Annotated in this window: 13 protein-coding genes; 6 read left to right on the forward strand and 7 right to left on the reverse strand. The window is 33.9% G+C overall.

Annotated features, from left to right (window positions below; translation table 11 throughout):
• Position 1: 1 nt before the first annotated feature.
• From RMO70_RS08000 to RMO70_RS08010, 3 genes are all read right to left on the reverse strand, one after another.
• Entirely contained in the window at positions 2 to 913 is a 912-nt protein-coding gene (locus tag RMO70_RS08000) for a hypothetical protein (RefSeq protein ID WP_310555902.1), read from the reverse strand.
• 71 nt (positions 914 to 984) lie between these two features.
• On the reverse strand, positions 985 to 2,424 hold the full coding sequence (locus tag RMO70_RS08005; protein WP_310555903.1) for a SusD/RagB family nutrient-binding outer membrane lipoprotein: 1,440 nt from the start codon (positions 2,422 to 2,424) through the stop codon (positions 985 to 987).
• 16 nt (positions 2,425 to 2,440) lie between these two features.
• Positions 2,441 to 5,632 (reverse strand): SusC/RagA family TonB-linked outer membrane protein, encoded by a 3,192-nt coding sequence (locus RMO70_RS08010; protein ID WP_310555904.1) that lies wholly within the window; start codon positions 5,630 to 5,632, stop codon positions 2,441 to 2,443.
• Between the two features lie 199 nt (positions 5,633 to 5,831).
• On the opposite strand from RMO70_RS08010, the gene RMO70_RS08015 reads away from it, so the two are divergent.
• The gene (locus tag RMO70_RS08015) at positions 5,832 to 6,467 is read left to right on the forward strand and encodes a ribonuclease HII (protein WP_310555905.1); all 636 of its coding nucleotides are present in this window, start codon (positions 5,832 to 5,834) and stop codon (positions 6,465 to 6,467) included.
• A 9-nt stretch (positions 6,468 to 6,476) separates the two neighbouring features.
• Here the strand turns inward: RMO70_RS08015 and lipB are convergent, their stop codons facing one another.
• Complete coding sequence (lipB, locus tag RMO70_RS08020; protein WP_310555906.1) at positions 6,477 to 7,196, reverse strand: lipoyl(octanoyl) transferase LipB; 720 nt, start codon at positions 7,194 to 7,196, stop codon at positions 6,477 to 6,479.
• Positions 7,197 to 7,619: 423 nt separating this feature from the next.
• Here lipB and lysS point away from each other — a divergent pair, with 423 nt between their 5' ends.
• The 4 genes from lysS (at position 7,620) to RMO70_RS08040 (ending at position 11,859) form a co-directional block, all read left to right on the forward strand.
• Positions 7,620 to 9,314, forward strand: coding sequence for a lysine--tRNA ligase (gene lysS, locus RMO70_RS08025; protein ID WP_310555907.1), 1,695 nt, complete (start codon positions 7,620 to 7,622; stop codon positions 9,312 to 9,314).
• A 286-nt stretch (positions 9,315 to 9,600) separates the two neighbouring features.
• Positions 9,601 to 10,857 carry an AAA family ATPase gene (locus RMO70_RS08030; RefSeq protein ID WP_310555908.1) on the forward strand — a complete coding sequence of 419 codons (1,257 nt, stop codon included), beginning with the start codon at positions 9,601 to 9,603 and terminating at the stop codon, positions 10,855 to 10,857.
• Positions 10,854 to 11,363, forward strand: coding sequence for a hypothetical protein (locus tag RMO70_RS08035; RefSeq protein WP_310555909.1), 510 nt, complete (start codon positions 10,854 to 10,856; stop codon positions 11,361 to 11,363). The genes RMO70_RS08030 and RMO70_RS08035 overlap by 4 nt, the downstream gene beginning before the upstream one ends.
• 157 nt (positions 11,364 to 11,520) lie before the next feature.
• Positions 11,521 to 11,859, forward strand: coding sequence for a hypothetical protein (locus RMO70_RS08040; protein WP_310555910.1), 339 nt, complete (start codon positions 11,521 to 11,523; stop codon positions 11,857 to 11,859).
• Between the two features lie 49 nt (positions 11,860 to 11,908).
• Here the strand turns inward: RMO70_RS08040 and hemL are convergent, their stop codons facing one another.
• From hemL to RMO70_RS08055, 3 genes are read right to left on the reverse strand one after another with little or no spacing between them, the layout of a single operon-like run.
• Positions 11,909 to 13,195: a glutamate-1-semialdehyde 2,1-aminomutase gene (hemL, locus tag RMO70_RS08045; protein WP_310555911.1), complete on the reverse strand. Its 1,287-nt coding sequence runs from the start codon at positions 13,193 to 13,195 to the stop codon at positions 11,909 to 11,911.
• Between the two features lie 29 nt (positions 13,196 to 13,224).
• The gene (locus RMO70_RS08050; RefSeq protein ID WP_310555912.1) at positions 13,225 to 14,106 is read right to left on the reverse strand and encodes a glucosaminidase domain-containing protein; all 882 of its coding nucleotides are present in this window, start codon (positions 14,104 to 14,106) and stop codon (positions 13,225 to 13,227) included.
• Positions 14,099 to 15,022: a 1-aminocyclopropane-1-carboxylate deaminase/D-cysteine desulfhydrase gene (locus tag RMO70_RS08055; RefSeq protein WP_409025076.1), complete on the reverse strand. Its 924-nt coding sequence runs from the start codon at positions 15,020 to 15,022 to the stop codon at positions 14,099 to 14,101. The genes RMO70_RS08050 and RMO70_RS08055 overlap by 8 nt, the downstream gene beginning before the upstream one ends.
• Before the next feature lie 898 nt (positions 15,023 to 15,920).
• On the opposite strand from RMO70_RS08055, the gene RMO70_RS08060 reads away from it, so the two are divergent.
• On the forward strand, positions 15,921 to 17,687 hold a 1,767-nt coding region (locus RMO70_RS08060; protein ID WP_310555913.1), incomplete at its 3' end, for an IPT/TIG domain-containing protein.

Below are 17,687 nucleotides of genomic sequence, written 5' to 3' on the forward strand. Positions count from 1 at the left end.
GTTATAATTTTTCAAGTGTCCAAGTGAAAACACGTGGACCAACTGCTCCAGTACCAGTAATGTAACCAAAATTCATAAACAATTTGTCTTTACCAGCAACATTATCAAGAACAACAACATTAGATGTAGCGCAATTTCCAAGAATTGCAAAATCAGCTGCATTAGTAGCACAAGTAGCAAACGGTTGATCATTACCTGTTTGTCCTGCTCCACCAGCATCATTTGCAGGATAAGTAATATTATTACCAATTACTGTAAAGAACCAGTTATTTTGATCGGTAGCTGTAGGTCCAAATTGACCAAACTGTCTTACAACTTTATACGTCGTAGCATCTACGGATTCAATATTAATAGTAGGTATTTGAGCGAAAGTAACAGGACTTAAAACACCTAATCTATAGTATGCATAATTAATACATTTGTATGAACCTGCTAAACGTGTCCCAACAGCTACTTTAGTAGATAACGTTCCCGCTGACTCAACTAATACACCATCTGAGCGCAATTGCTCATAACGTAGCGTAAAGAAGTCACCAATATTTAAATCAGTATCCACAGGTGCAACAGGTGCACCAGCAATAGTTAAACCTTGAATTAATTCTGGATAAGTAACTCCGAAAGGAACCACAACACTTGCACTATTAGATGGTAAATCGATAGTTTTCAATAAAGCCTCATTTGAAACTAAATCATCAGCTGGATCTGCAGTCCCTTGTGTATCTGTATATGATTTATACACATTTACCTTAAGTACTTTAACAATACCTGATTGATCAGCAGTAATTACATTTTCATATTGAAATGTAGTACCGTTACCAATTGTATATGCAACAAGCTGTTTATTAACGCCTATTAAACCTCCAACATTTTTATTTCCTGTTAGATAATCACCTTTTTCTCTCTCACAAGACACAAAGGCAAGTGAAAAAACAAAAAGGATAGAAAGAAAATTTATTTTTTTCATAATATAAAATTTATAATAATTTAATTAACGTCCCACCAAAGTTTAGATGTCAATTCATCTCCATTAGCAAGTGTAGCTACAGCAGAAGCATAGTTTGCGCTATTTAATTGATTTTCGCTTGTTGGATAAAAAAATCTACTAGGAATTTCAGAAATAACACCTAAAAATGCTGGTGCAAGTACTGGAAATCCAGTCCTTCTCCATTCAGTAAAAGCTTCAACACCTTGATAATAAAGTGAAAACCATACTTGTTCGCCTATTGTTTTTCTAGCACCAATTCTATCTGCACCAGTATATATTAAATTAGGTTGAGAAAAATAAGCAGATGCTTGACTACTAGTCAACCCATTGTAAGCAAAACTTGCAGCAATACCTTTTCGTAAATGATCTAAAGACACGGAGACATCAGTAGCAACATCAGGATTTGCAATATATCCTTCGTTTGCAGCTTCCGCTAACAAGAACTCAACTTGAGAATAAGACATAATTACACTAGGCAATTCAGGCTTATTATAAAAGGCACCAACTGCAGATGTTCCAGCATAATTTTTAGTTTCTTGACCAGGAACATTTCCAACATAAATAGTTCCAACTGGCTTAGCAAAATTTGCCAAACGTGGATCATTCAATGTTTGACATTTAGTAACCAGAACAGAACTCACTTTAAATTCTCCACGACCATCTAATGTTCTGTACATTGGATTTCCATCCGCAACAACTGGCTTGTTTAAAATCAATGCATTGTCACTATTAGACGTCATTAATTTACCAGAAGCAATAAGGGTAGCAATTTCAGCAGCATTATTAACTCCAGGAGCTTTAGCAATTCTTATTAAAGCTTTTAATTTTAATGAATTTGCTAATTTCTTCCATTTAGAAGTATCTCCAAGATAAATTAAATCAGAAGTAGAAGGAACAGCACCAGTACCATTAGCCAAAAGAGCATCAGCTTGCGTTAACATAGCAATAATTCCTGAATAAACGTCTTCTTGAGAATCAAATTTTGGCTTTAAATTACCTTTAATTCCTGCTTCTGAAAAGGGAATAGGCCCATACAAATCCGTTAAAACTTGAAACGTATTAGCTTGCATAATCAAAGAAATAGCTTGCAAATTAGTATTTCCTTCTTCAACTGCAAGTTGCTGCATCACTTTAGCATCATATACAATGTTTGTATAAGAAATTGTCCAATGACCATCAATAACAGCTTGCCTTGGCGTATAACGCTCTTCATTATTATACTCAACTTTAGACCAGTGTTGTGCCCATATTGAACTCATATCACTACCTATACCACCAGCATAAATATTCTGTGAATTTCTAATTAAAGCACCAAGCAAAAGATTTGCAGGCACTTTAACTGGATTGTTAGGATCCGTATTCACTTGTTCAAAATCGTTATCGCAACTAGCGGCAAACAACAATGATAAAGTGATTAAAAAAATCGATATTTTTTTCATAACGTAATTAATTTAATTAAAATTTAACATTAACATTGAAACCAATGGTTCTAGTGGTTGGAATTTGACCAAACTCTTGACCTTGTTCTCCGTTAGCAGAACTAAATGCAGACTCTGGATCAATATGGGGTGCCTTTCTATATAACATTGCCAAATTTCTTGCTACTATAGATAATTTTAAACCATCTATTGAAGTATTTTTTAAGAATTTTTTCGGCAATGAGTATCCAATTGTCATTTGACGTAACTTTACATACGTAGCATCAAAAACAGAACCAGCACTAGCAGAAGAAGCACTATAAGCAGTGTAGTTATAATCTTTAGCTGAAACCACAACATTATTAGGAACAAAACCTCCAGCACCATCAGACATAACACCTTGACCAATAAGACCTCCTTCACGACCAATTAACGTTTCTTCAAGCACACCAGCATATCTTCCAAATGCATGTGTAACCGAATGTACATCACCTCCTACTTTAGCATCAACTAGAGCAGTAAAATCAATGTTTTTATATTTTACTGCAAAGTTCGCACCACCCGTCCAATCCGGAGTTATATTTCCTAAAATACTCTTTTTAGTATTCAAAACTGGTAATCCATTTTCATGCACCACATTTCCAGCAGGATCTCTTTGATAATCGTTACCAACAATTGAACCATATGATTCTCCAGCTATAGCTTCTAAAGTAACACCCCATTGACCACCTAAAATTAATGTAGGTAAATCGCCAATAGAAACTACTTTATTATCATTTTTAGCAAAGTTTAAATCCACATCAAAACTAAAATTTTCAGATTTAAGTAGTGTACCCCCAATAGCAACATCAAATCCCTTGTTTTGCATTTCACCAATATTTTGCCAAGATTGTGTAAATCCTGAACTATCAGCTACACCAACTGGCAAAAGCAAGTCAGTACTTTTTTGATCATAATAAGTAAATCCTAAACGAAATCTATTTGCAAAAGCATTAAGATCTAATCCATACTCTACTCCTATAGTCGTTTCAGGTTTTAACTTATTACTAAATTCGGTCCCTGGAACAGAGCCTAAATTACCATAAGCTCCTGGAGTCAAAAGAAAAGTATCATTCAAATTATATGGATTCAACGCACCCGTACTACCTACTTTAGACCAACCACCTCTTAGTTTGATTAAATCAATACCTATGGTTTTTGTATTTAAGATATCAGAAATAACTAAAGACCCTGTTAAAGAAGGATAAAAGAATGAATTATTGTTAGACGGCAATACTGAAGCCCAATCATTTCTTCCAGTAAAATCAAGATAAAAATAAGTTTTATATGAAAATTGACCAAATCCATACAAACTATTAATTCTAGATTCAACGTATCTATTAGAGGCTCTAAGGGTACTCCCCGATTTCAAGTTTGATAAATTATACAATCCAGGAACCTCCAAAGCATCAGCTCTACCATAAGTGTAAGTTGATACTCTTTTCATTGCATTTCCACCACCATTGATTGAGAATCCAATATCCTCCGTTAATTTAGTATTGTAATTAACCAAGAAATCGGCATTCGTTTCATTGTATCTAGACGCAGTAGTCTCAAAAGAACCATTTGGAGCTGTTCCAGCTGCAAACTTATTATTAGCAGAACCAAAAGCTTGTCTCGCTTCCAACAACGTACTATGACTATCCATTGCAACATTACCTGTTAACGTTAAAGATGGCGTTATCTTGTAACCCAAATTAAATTTACCAACAACACGATCTCTTGCATATGTAGTCGTATTATTTTCTAAAACCCAATATGGATTGTTTTGGTATTGCGTGTTCCAGTTTAAAGGAGATCCTCCTCCAGCACCCGTTGTGATTATAGGTAAATTTCTCCAATCTTTCAAGGCTTGAAAATCAATGTTTCTTGCAGAAAAAATAGTTTGTTGTACGGGATTTTCTCCTGTATAACCTCCAACCGGTAAATTACCACTCGCATCCTTAAAATAATTAACAGCAACACCACCTGTTACGGAATTTCCTAATTTTAAATTACCATTTGCAGATACATTAAATTTTTTGAAATCTGTGAACGGAACAATACCTTTCTCATCAGTGTTACCAAAAGAAAATCTAAAATCCGCTTTTTCTGAACCACCACTAAGCGCAACAGTATTACTAATTGAAATACCAGTATCATAAAAATCTCTAACATTGTCTGGATGAGATATCCAAGGCAACGGAGCACCACCTACTTTAAAAGAATCCCATTGAACAAATGAATATCCCACGTCAAGTGGCAAACCCCAACTTTCGTCAGTACCATCAGGAGTCGTACCGGCAGAACCATCTGTAAATTGGAAAAAATTATCACTTGGACGTCCACTTTGTCCATACGAATTTTGAAAATCTGGAGTAATCAAAGGATTAGCAAAAGTAATATTAGAATTTATTGAAACCCCTAAAGCCTCTCCTGATTTCCCTTTTTTAGTTGTAATCAAAATTACCCCTTGCGCAGCACGAATACCATACAATGCTGCCGCAGTAGGTCCTTTTAAAACCGTAATTGACTCAATATCATCTGGATTAATACTAGCAATACCGTTAGGAGTATCTACTCCACCTCCAGAACCAGCAGTATTAGCACCAGCTATCCCTATTTTACCAGAAGTTGCACTTGAATTATCAAAAGGTATACCATCAACAACAAATAACGCTTCATTATTTCCTGTTATTGATGAATTTCCTCTCAAAACAATTCTTGAAGAAGCACCAACACCACCTGAACTACTAGTAACTTGAACACCCGCAATTTTACCAGACAATGCATTAACCAAGTTAGATTCTCTAGCTTCAGTCAAAGCACTACCCTTAATTTGTTGCGTAGCTGAAGAAACCGCTTTGTCTTTCTTTTTAATACCGAAAGCCGTTACAACTACATCTACTAATTGCTCTGCATCATCTTTCAATTTTGCATTCACGACACTAGAAGCTCCAATTGTTGCAGAAGCATCTCTCATTCCCATAAATGAAAACACTAAAACTTCACCTTCTTTTGCTTTGATAGAATATTTACCATCAAAACCTGTTGATACTCCACGTTGTGTACCTTTGACAACAACATTTGCACCTGGTATTGGTCCTGATCCATCAGATACCGTACCTGTAATCGTTTTCTCCTGAGCGAAAGAAAACTGCATAGTCAACGCTACTAATAGCGTAAAAATCCATTTGAACTTTGATCTCATATTAATTTTATTTGAGTTAGTTATTCCGCAAACTTCTTAATAATTTCTTAAATAACCAAATAATACGACGGAATATTATTTTTTATTTTAGTTAAAGTTTTTGCACGAAATGTAATCGGAATGTTATACACTCGTGAATAAGATGAATAATAATGCAAAAGGTTGCGTGTTTTTTTATATTTTTATCAAAATTAAATTAATGTTAAGCCCTTTTTTTTTAACAAATCATTTGGAGTCGGGTACTGACGAAGCGGGACGTGGTTGTCTTGCAGGTCCAGTTACTGCTGCAGCTGTCATTCTTCCTAAGGAATTTGAGTTGACATTACTTAACGATTCCAAACTACTTTCTGAAAAAACCAGAGAAAAATTAAAACCTTGTATCGAAGAAATTGCAGTAAGTTTTGCTGTTACACACATTGAATCTAATATAATTGATGAAATTAACATCTTAAATGCTTCGTTAAAAGCGATGCAGGAGTGTATTTTGAAATTAAATCCCTTACCAATACACATAATAGTAGACGGAAACAGACCTTTGATTTCTAAAAATAGTTTTAAAAACACGATTGGAAAAATATTTACGAATAACGAAATGGAACTTTTATGTTCTATTCCCAGTACAAGTATTATAAAAGGAGATTCTAAATACAGCAGCATTGCAGCTGCCTCGGTTTTAGCAAAGACGTATCGTGATGAATATATGGATACAATTCACGAAGAATTTCCGATGTACAACTGGAAACAAAATAAAGGCTACCCAACTAAGGAACATCGGGAAGCTATACAGAAATATGGTGTGACGAAATACCACCGAATGAGTTTTAAAATGATTTAAGATTTTTGATTAACGATTTTTGATTTCAGATTTATCAAAAATACAATCAAACAATCTACAAAAATGTTTTACGATTTTTTCTTTTACTTCTTCTTCATTTACTTTTTCGACACCGAGTTCTACGTTTAGGGATGTTACTGCTTTGCCTTTGATGCCACAAGGAATGATGTTGTCAAAATAACCTAAATCGGCATTAACGTTTAGTGCAAATCCGTGCATCGTTACCCAACGACTGGCTCGAACACCCAAAGCGCAAATTTTTCTGGCGAATGGCGTTCCTACTCCCAGCCAAACTCCTGTTTCACCTTCGCTTCTTGTAGCTATTATATTGTATTCTGCTAGAGTCAAGATTATTGCTTCTTCGAGAAATCGTAAATACTTGTGTATATCAGTGAAAAAATTTTCTAAATCAAGTATTGGATACCCTACTATTTGACCTGGTCCATGATAGGTTATATCTCCTCCTCTATTTATTTTGTAGAAAGTTGCTCCTTTTTCTTGAAGTTGTTTTTCGGACAAAAGTAAATTAGAAAAGTCTCCACTTTTTCCTAAAGTATATACATGTGGGTGTTCAACAAATAGGAAATAGTTTGGGGTTTCGAATTGGGTTTCTTCTCTCCTATTTTTGATTTTGATATCGAGAATTTCTTGAAATACTTTTTCTTGATATTCCCAAGTTTCTTTATAGTCTTTGTAGCCTAGATCCTGAAGTTGAATGGTTTTGTTCATTTTTATGAAGTTGCAAAGTGACAAAGGTACAAAGTTTTTAAGTAATGCCAGATTGTGAAAATTTTCTTCTACAAACCCTGTAAAAGTTCAAAACCCTGATAGGGTTGAACAAACTGATTATTAAAAAATCATTCCGTTAAAGACAATGCTGATAATAGCCCAGATTGCAACGGAAATCCTTTTGTGAAACAAAGTTATTTTTTGTTGGGTTTGCAAAGCGACCAAAGGTAGCTCTTGTAAAACCTTGCAAAAAAAGCTTTGTTTCACAAAAGATTACTTCACTTAACTTTTATTTTCATAGGAGTTCAGTGAACTTCGTTTGAAGTGGAAAGCTGGAAATAGCTCCAAAAAAAACTTTGAAACTTTGTGACTTTGAAACTTTATAACTAATGGCTATCTTTGCTCCTTTAAAAAAACACCTTTATGCAACTTTCGGAACAAGAAATTATTAGAAGAGAAAAACTGACTGCTTTACGCAATCTTGGCATCAACCCGTATCCTGCGGATTTATATCCTGTGAATCACACTTCAAAAAAAATAAAAGAGGGTTTTGAAGATGGCAAAAAAGTGATTGTTGCTGGAAGATTAATGAGTGTGAGAGATCAAGGAAAAGCTGCTTTTGCTGAATTGCAAGATAGCGATGGAAGAATTCAAATGTATTTTAATAGAGATGTGATTTGTCTTGGAGAAGACAAAACGTTATACAATCAGGTTTTTAAAAAGTTGACCGATTTAGGGGATTTTATTGGAGTAGAAGGCGAATTGTTTACCACAAAAGTAGGTGCGCAATGTATTCGTGTAGATAATTTTACGCTTTTGAGCAAAACTCTACGCCCATTACCATTGCCAAAAACCGACGAAGATGGAACGATTCACGATGCTTTTAATGATGCGGAGTTGCGTTACAGAATGCGCTATGTAGATTTGGTTGTGAACCCACAAGTGAAGGAAGTTTTTGTTAAAAGAACAAAACTTTTTACAGCTATGCGAACTTTTTTTAACGAAAGTGGCTATATGGAAGTGGAGACTCCTATTCTACAATCGATTCCAGGTGGTGCAGCTGCAAGACCATTTATAACACACCATAATAGTTTGGACATTCCGTTGTATATGCGAATTGCTAACGAATTGTATCTGAAAAGATTAATAGTTGGTGGTTTTGATGGTGTGTATGAATTTTCTAAAAATTTCCGCAATGAGGGAATGGACAGAACACACAACCCTGAATTTACAGCTATGGAAATATATGTAGCCTACAAAGACTACAACTGGATGATGGAATTTACTGAAAATTTATTGGAATATTGTGCCAATCAAGTTAACGGAACTTCTGAAGCTACTTTTGGCGAACATAAGGTAAGCTTTAAAGCACCATATGCTCGTGTGACAATGACTGATGCTATTAAGCAATTTACTGGTTTTGATATTTCTGGAAAAAGCGAAGCCGAATTGTTTGAAGCTGCAAAATCAATGAAAATTGATGTGAATGAAACGATGGGCAAAGGAAAATTGATTGATGAAATTTTTGGAGCCAAATGCGAAGGGAGTTTTATTCAGCCGACTTTTATAACCGATTATCCAAAGGAAATGTCACCACTTTGCAAGTCTCACCGTGACAATCCAGAATTGACAGAGCGTTTTGAATTGATGGTTTGTGGTAAAGAAATTGCCAATGCATATTCTGAATTGAATGACCCAATTGACCAACGGGAACGTTTTGAAGCGCAACTTAAATTGTCTGAAAAAGGCGATGATGAAGCAACTCAATTTATTGATGAAGATTTCTTGCGTGCTTTGGAATACGGTATGCCACCAACTTCTGGGCTGGGAATTGGAATGGACAGATTGATTATGTTTTTGACTAATAATGCCTCGATTCAAGAAGTGTTGTTTTTTCCGCAAATGCGACCTGAAGCAAAACCAATAGCCATTAGTGAAGAAGCAAAAGCGATTGTTGAATTATTAAAACCTCATCAGAATATGGAAATTGGAGCTTTGAAATTATTAGCCAATTTAAGTGGTAAAAAATGGGACGCTGCTATGAAAGATTTGTCAAAACACGGTCTAACTTCGGTTAGAGTGGATAGCGATAGTAAAATTGTAGAATTGAAGCAATAAAAGATTAAAAAACATTCATTTAATCAGTTTGATAATTACATTGACAATTGGTTGTGAAGATAATTTGTACGTAAAATTGAGTTTGGGCATTTTATATGATTGTATAATCTGTTATTTTAATAATTCGATACTTATGGAAAAAATAAAAAAAGGCGTGTTTAAAACTTTGACTGCGTGAGCACAATTTTATTACAAATGATTTCATAATGAATAGTTCAAAGTTTAGGGTTCGAATCCCTACTCACGCGCAATTAAATTATAAAATTAAATTTCCTACATTTGGATTATGGAAAGAGCAAAACTTATTGTTAAAAATTTTGGACCACTAAAAGATATTGAAATTGAAGTTAGAGAAATGGTTGCTTTTATTGGCGCACAAGCATCCGGAAAAAGCACTTTAGCCAAATTGCTTTCAATTTTTGAGGATGAAAGCTTTAGAAAAGATGATGAAATTACTTTTGAAGATGAATTAAAAAAGTATAATATTTTTTCTTATCTAAATAACGAAACCTATATTAGTTATGAGCAAGGAAGTTTGGGATTAATTTTTAGATTTAAATTAAATGAAAGAAAATCTCTAAAATATAATGATAGAGAAAATATATTAAAAAAATATGTTGAATCATTTAATAATGGAAAAGATATTGAAGATCAAAAATTAAATTTTGACCTATTAGTAAAAAGAGATTTTTACTTTTCAAGATACAAACAAAAGGATGAAAAAATTTGGGACAAAATTAAAAGTAAAATAAAATCCGATTTGGATTGGCAACAAAAAATTAACTTAACTGAATTTTTAAATATTTATGATAAAGTATTAGCTGAATTTTCAATTTATGTTTTATACGACTCAATTTATATCCCAACCGAAAGAAATTTTCTTCATCTAATTGCAGAAAATACTCTTGGTTTAATAAATAATAATGTGCAAATTCCAAAGCATTTGTTAAACTCTGGTCAAGATTACGAAAAAGCATTACAAACCATTAAAGAATTGCCATTAAGTATCATAGACAAAAAGCTACAATACAAACGTGAAGGAAAAACATCTTACATTTATCATAATGAAAATGAAAAAGTTGATTTATTAGAATCCGCTTCTGGCTTGCAATCAATAATTCCTATTCTACTTTTAGTCGAATATTCAAAATCATTAAACGATGAATATAATTTCAATTTTGTAGTTGAAGAACCAGAATTGAATCTATATCCTAAAGCACAACACGAACTCATTAAATATTTAGTTAAAAACTGTTTGTTTGATAGAAAGAACTTAATTCTAACAACGCACAGTCCTTTTATATTAGCATCAATTAATAATTTATTATTAGCTTATGACAAAGGACAAACAAAACCTAAAGAAGTAAATAAAATAATTAAGAAAGAATCTTGGCTAAATCCAAAAAACTTCATTGCTTATGAATTGAAAAATGGCAAGGCAAGATTAATAATGGATGATAAACTAGGACAAATTAAAGAAAATATGATTGATATTATTTCTGATGATTTTTCAAATGAATTTGATAAATTGTTAGATTTATGATAAATTTAGTTAATGAAGCTTTTCCTCATATTGAAACTTGTCTGTCTAAAATTTCTGATAAGCATTCATATGTATTTGAAGATAATGAATTGAAAAAAGGAGTTTTTGTAACTATTAATCAACCAAGACATTTACATATTGAAAACAGAATTAGCACTGATTTTTATTTTATTCAAAATGATGATTGTATTATGAATAATTTTAAAGGTGGTCAATGTGATTATGTTATTTTTAATTCAAATAAATTTCATTTTATAGAAGTTAAAGTTGCTAAAGGAAGTTTGTTAAATAAAAAAACTAAAACTAAAGCATATGACCAAATTGCAAATACTTTTAAATATTATTCGAAAAGAATAGTATTTTCCGATGAAGTATTCTTAATTGGATTAATTTGTGTATCAAAATCAAGCAGAATTATTCAACCAAGCAAATCTACCAAAAGAAAAGAATTTAAAGAGAAGTATAAGATTGATTTACAAGAAGGAAACTATATTTTATTTGAGTAAAATGGGATGTCGCAATGAAAAATCTTTCTCAACACGGATTAACATCGGTTAGGATTGATGGAGATGCCAAAATTGTAGAATTGAAGCAATAACTTTTGGTTATTTCAAAAAAATGTTTAGTTTTGAGAACTTTTATTAACTAGAATCTAAATTAATTATGAAAAAAATATTTGCATTATTCCTTTTGCTTTTAGCGTTTTCAGCAACAGCAAATGCACAAGTTGAAAGTAAAAAAGAAAATCCTGAAGTTCTAGCTAAAAATGATGTTATAGAATTTTCTAAAATAATTGATATTAATACAACAACAAATGATGCATTATACGGATTGTTTCTAAAAAAACACAAGAATATAAAAACACTAAAAGAAACTTCTGAAGAAGAAATTAAACAATTATCAACTAGTATTGATATGAAATTAAGAGCTTCTTTCTCTGATGAAGATATTAAAAAATTAGAAGGAGTTGAAGGATTGTACCAACGTTTGATTTTTCAATAGTGCATCGCCCTATTTTACAAAAAAAGCTTCCATTCGGAAGCTTTTTTTGTTATAAATCCTTTGCCACTTTATGTACGGCTTGAATTGTGAAATCCAAATCTTCGTATGTCAAAGCATCGGTAATAAACCAAGTTTCGTATGCAGAAGGTGCAATATAAACACCTTCCTTCACTAATCCATGAAAGAACTTTTTGAAGATTTCGTTGTCTCCATTTTTAGCTGTTGCAAAATCGGTTACTGGATTGGCATCAAAATGAACAGAAATCATAGAACCTACTTGGTTTATTGTAAATGGAATAGCATTTTCCTTAAGCACTTTATCCATTCCTTTTTTTAAATATTCTGTTTTTTGGTTCAATCGATTGAAAATTTCTTTATCTTCATTTAACGCTTTCAACATTGCTAATCCCGCTGCCATCGCTAATGGATTACCTGATAAGGTTCCTGCTTGGTACACAGGTCCAAGTGGCGCAAGATAATTCATAATTTCGGCACGGGCTGCAAAGGCTCCAACAGGCAATCCGCCACCAATAACTTTTCCGAAACAGACAATATCTGCATTCACATTATACAATTCTTGAACGCCTCCTTTTGCCAATCGAAACCCTGTCATTACTTCATCAAAAATTAACAAAATACTGTTTTCATCGCAAAGCGAACGCAAACCTTCCAGAAAACCTTTTGCTGGTGGAATACATCCCATATTACCTGCAACGGGTTCGATTATTATAGCTGCTATTTCACCAATATTTGCTTGGATTACATGTTGTACATTTTCCAAATCATTATAATTGGCTAACAAAGTGTCTTGAGCTGTTCCTGGGGTAACACCCGGACTATTTGGTGATCCAAAAGTAATGGCTCCACTTCCTGCTTGAATCAAAAAGGAATCCGAATGACCGTGATAACAACCTGCGAATTTGATTATTTTATGTTTGTTGGTAAATCCACGAGCCAATCGAATGGCGCTCATACACGCTTCGGTACCTGAACTCACAAAACGAATTTTATCAATATTTGGCACCATCGAAATGGCAAGTTCAGCAATTTGAGTTTCCAATTCTGTTGGCATTCCAAATGATGTTCCTAATTTTGCTTTTTCAATAACTGCATTTACAACAGGTTCATAGGCGTGACCTAAGATCATTGGTCCCCAAGAATTGATATAATCAATCAATTTATTTCCATCTTCATCATACAAATAAGCTCCTTTCGCACTTTTGACAAAAATAGGCGTTCCTCCTACTGATTTGAATGCTCTTACTGGCGAATTAACACCCCCTGGAATTACTTTTTCTGCTGCTGCGAAAAGTTCGCTACTTCTTTTGTATATCATATAAAATATTAGATTTTAGACATTCAAGATTACTTTATGTGTAAACTTTGTCCTAAGGAAAGTGTATTTTCTAAAAGGTTGTTTTTCTTTTTCAAATCCTCAACTGTGATATTGAATTTTTTTGAAATTGAGTATAAAGTATCGCCTTTAGCTACCCAATATTTTTCGGAATTATTCTCTGTAGTATTTGGTTCTATTTTTATCACTTCCATTTTCGGCACGACAACATATTCAATACCTAGAACTTCTGCATCGTATTGTTGCAATTGGTATTTCTCAATAAGTCCAATTAATTTTTGAGGGTATTTTACATCGGTAGCGTAACCTGCTTTTTTAAGTCCTTTTGCCCAGCCTTTGTAATCATTTTTTTCTAACTTAAACAAAGGCGCATACCAAGGTCTACTTGTCAAAAAATCGGAGTGATCGAGATACGATTGCTCTGGCTTGTCGTATTTTCTAAAACATTCTTGTGGCGCATCATCATCGTGACGCACGCTAGCACCCATCCATTCTTTATGACACTTGATTCCAAAATGATTGTTGGCTTGCAAGGCTAAATCGCCCGTTCCTGCACCAGATTCCAAAATTCCTTGTGCAATGGTAATACTAGCGGGGATACCTTTTGCAGTCATATTATCTTGGGCTATTTGCTTAAAATTTAATATATATTCCAACACCATAGCCTGAGTTACTCTTATCTTTTGAGTAGCTTCAAGCACTTCAATTTTAGGCTGTTCATTTACAGTCTTTATTTCAATTGCGACCGGTTCAGTAGATACGACAGCAACTATTTTTTGCACTGGCTTGACAACTTCTTTTACCACCGTTTTTTTAGACGCTCTTTTATTTGGTTTCGAAGCACTACAACTCACGATGAAAAATGCCAAAAAAAACACACTTATTTTATACATTAATTTCAATTTTTTGTTTGTTTTTCTTTTCTAACAATTGATTCATTCCTTTAATTCCTTGCAATCCTCCTGTATGAATCATTAATATTTTTGAACCGTTTGGAAAATAATTTTTTTCTATCATATCTAAAACGCCAAAAACCATCTTACTCGTATAAATTGGATCTAATGGAATTTTTGTTTCTTTATAAAAATCATTTATAAACTGTATTAAGTCAGGTGTTACTTTGCCATAACCTCCAAAATGATACTCCGATATGAGCTCCCAATTTTTAGTTTTTGCAAATTTACAAATTTCTTCTGTTAAAAAATCTCCTTTTACCGCTGGAAATCCTAAAATTTTCTGATGCGGTTTTGCACTGTTTATAATACCCGAAATCGTACCACCAGTGCCTATAGCACAACAAATGTAGTCGAAATCAGCATCGTAATCTGTTAAAATTTCTTCGCAACCCTGAATTGCCAATGCGTTTGTGCCACCTTCAGGCAATACATAATGTTTGCCATATTTCGATTCTAACTCCTTTATAAAATCTGTAGCGTTTTTGTTTTGATAACTTTCTCTCGAAACAAACTCAAATGTCATACCACAATTTTGGGCAAAATGCAATGTGGGATTTTCATCGATTTTAGTGCGCAATTCTTCTCCACGAATAATCCCTATACTTTTTATTCCTACTTCTTGACAAGCAAAGGCTGTTGCCGCGATATGATTGGAAAAGGCACCTCCAAAAGTGATTAATTGTATTTGTTGTTGCTTTTTTGCCTCTAGAATATTGTATTTCAACTTTCTGAATTTGTTTCCCGAAACAAAAGGATGCAGCAAATCTTCTCGTTTAATAGCTAACGAAATAGTGGGATTTGATGTTTTTATATTTTGATTTGGAACAATCACCATTAATGCAAAAGTAAACATTAAAAAATGGTTTGAATTAAGAAAATTCCTCCCTTCGAGTGGTTTTTAAAGTGTACTATAATTATGATGTAATTTAGTATTCCCAACTTTAAAAATTGTATCGAGAAGTTTTAAAAAAAACGCTTCTCGATACAATTTTGGCTATTCATAATTCTATTTGTAAAACAATACTATCGAGCCAAAATCACTCGAAGTGACGAGAGCCAATATATTCAATGTAAAAACGCCAAGTAACTCACTCGCTGCCACTTCGAGTGGTTTTTAAAGTGTACTATAATTATCAAGCTATTTCATATTCCCAACTTTAAAAATTGTATCGAGAAGTTTTAAAAAAAACGCTTCTCGATACATTTTTGGCTATTCATATATTCCAATTTTAAAACAATACTATCGAGCCAAAATCACTCGAAGTGACGAGAGCCAATATATTCAATGTAAAAATTCCAAGTAACTCACTCGTCGTCACTTCGAGTGGGTTTTAAAGTGTACTATAATTATGAAGCTATTTCATATTCCCAACTTTAAAAATTGTATCGAGAAGCTTAGTTGAAAAGCTTCTCGATACAATTTTGGCTATCGTGTTTTTGATTTTTCATTAAACAGTATCGAGCCAAAATCACTCGAAGTGACAAAAGTCGTCTATTCGATCTAAAACTCGAAGTTAATAAACTAACTGTTTAATTTTTTTGTTTATCTTTGATAATCAGTACTTCATAAAAAAATTAATGATTTTAACGATTAAATTTGCGTTTAATCGATAATTTTATATATTTGTAGATACGTTTGTTTTAGTCGTGGCTAAAACCCTACGTATCAATTAGAAAAAAAATATAATTCTTTTTTTGTTATTTATCAAAGAAGAAACTTACAACTATAGTACCCTTTAATATTTAGTATTATGAAACAACAGTACATTTCCCTAAAACTACAAAATATTTTTTTGAACACCTTGCGACCATCGCTTCACCAACCGAAACCATCTTTCTTAGGATTGATTTTGATGGTGGTATATCTTTTTATGTTTGATGTATCTAATGCTCAAGTAGCTGGTTATACTTTTAATCAAGCTGCTGGAACACATACCGCTATTACTGGAGGAACAAACGCAAGTTCTAACAATTGGGATGATGACATTACTATCATTACCATTCCCTTTACATTTACTTTTAATAGTATAGGCTATACAAGTTGTAATATTAGTACCAATGGTTTTATAACTTTTGGAGCAACGGCACCAGCCACAACTAATTACTTGCCTATTTCATCAACTGCCGGTTATGCAGGTGCTATTAGTGTATTAGCAAGAGATTTAGGTCATAATGGAACGAGAGTACAACATGTAACAACAGGCACAACACCCAATCGCGTTTTGACAGTCCAGTGGATTGATGCCAGAAGATTTGATGGAGGAACAAAAGTAAATAATGATTTTGATTTTCAAATAAAATTATATGAAACTTCAAACATCGTCCAAGTTGTTTATGGTCCTTGCGCCACAACTTATACTACTGATTTAGCAGTACAGGTCGGTTTAAGAGGCGCTGCAAATACTGATTTTAATAATAGAACGACAACAAACAATTGGCCAGCTTCAACTGCTGGCGGCACTAATGCCGCAACTTGTAATACTGGTAATGGTGCTGGCGAATTACCTACAGGTGGTTTAACGTATACTTGGACACCTCCAGCTTTAGTACCCACCATTACAAGTTTAACCACCTCAAATGGCTGTACTGGAGATTCCCTAATTATAAATGGAACCAATTTATCAAGTGCTACCGCAGTAACTATTGGCGGCACCGCAGCAACTATAACTGGCAACACCGCAACAACTGTAACGGTAACAGTTGGTTCTGGCACGACAGGAACAGTAGCAGTAACTACAAGTGGCGGTACAGCAACAAGTAGCGGTACCTATACGGTAAGTACTATACCCGCAAATCCAGCCAATCCAACAAGCAATTCACCACAATGCAACCCTACTGGTGTTACTATAACCCAAACGGGAGCTGCACCAGTTGGACAAACGTGGTATTGGCAAACTACGGCAACAGGAACCTCTACTACAAGCAATGCTGCTACAGCACAAGTGGTTAGCACCTCTGGAACCTATTATATTAGATCTTTTAACGGTACCTGCTGGAGTCCTAGTTCAGGAAGTGTAGTTGTTACAGTAAATAATCCTATTGCTACATTAGCAACAATACCAAACCCAACTACTGCCGCCACTGGCGTTTGCTATGCAGGATCTGGTGCTGTAACCACGACTTCGTGGACTGCTGCAGCGGGAGCAACGAGTTACGATGTGTATTTTGGCACTAACCCAGTTCCTGTATTTACGGTGAATCAAGTAGGAACAACTTATACTACAGGAACTTTACTAGCCAGCACCACCTACTACTGGAAAATTGTTCCAAAATCCGCTTGTGGTGATACTTCAGGAACGCCAATTGTTTGGAGTTTTACAACTGCTAGTGTGCCTTGTTATTGTCCACCAGTTCATACTGGAGCCGGTTGTCTTTTTACACAGATAAGTAATGTCACTTTTAACACCTTGAACAACCCTTCTGGTTGTGGAAATATAACTTCAAATTCATATAACAATTATGCCGCTACGGGTATCCCAACTACTACAGTCACTCGTGGAACTACTTATCCTTTGAGT

The sequence above is a fragment of the Flavobacterium sp. genome, assembly GCF_031422135.1.
GTDB lineage: Bacteria > Bacteroidota > Bacteroidia > Flavobacteriales > Flavobacteriaceae > Flavobacterium.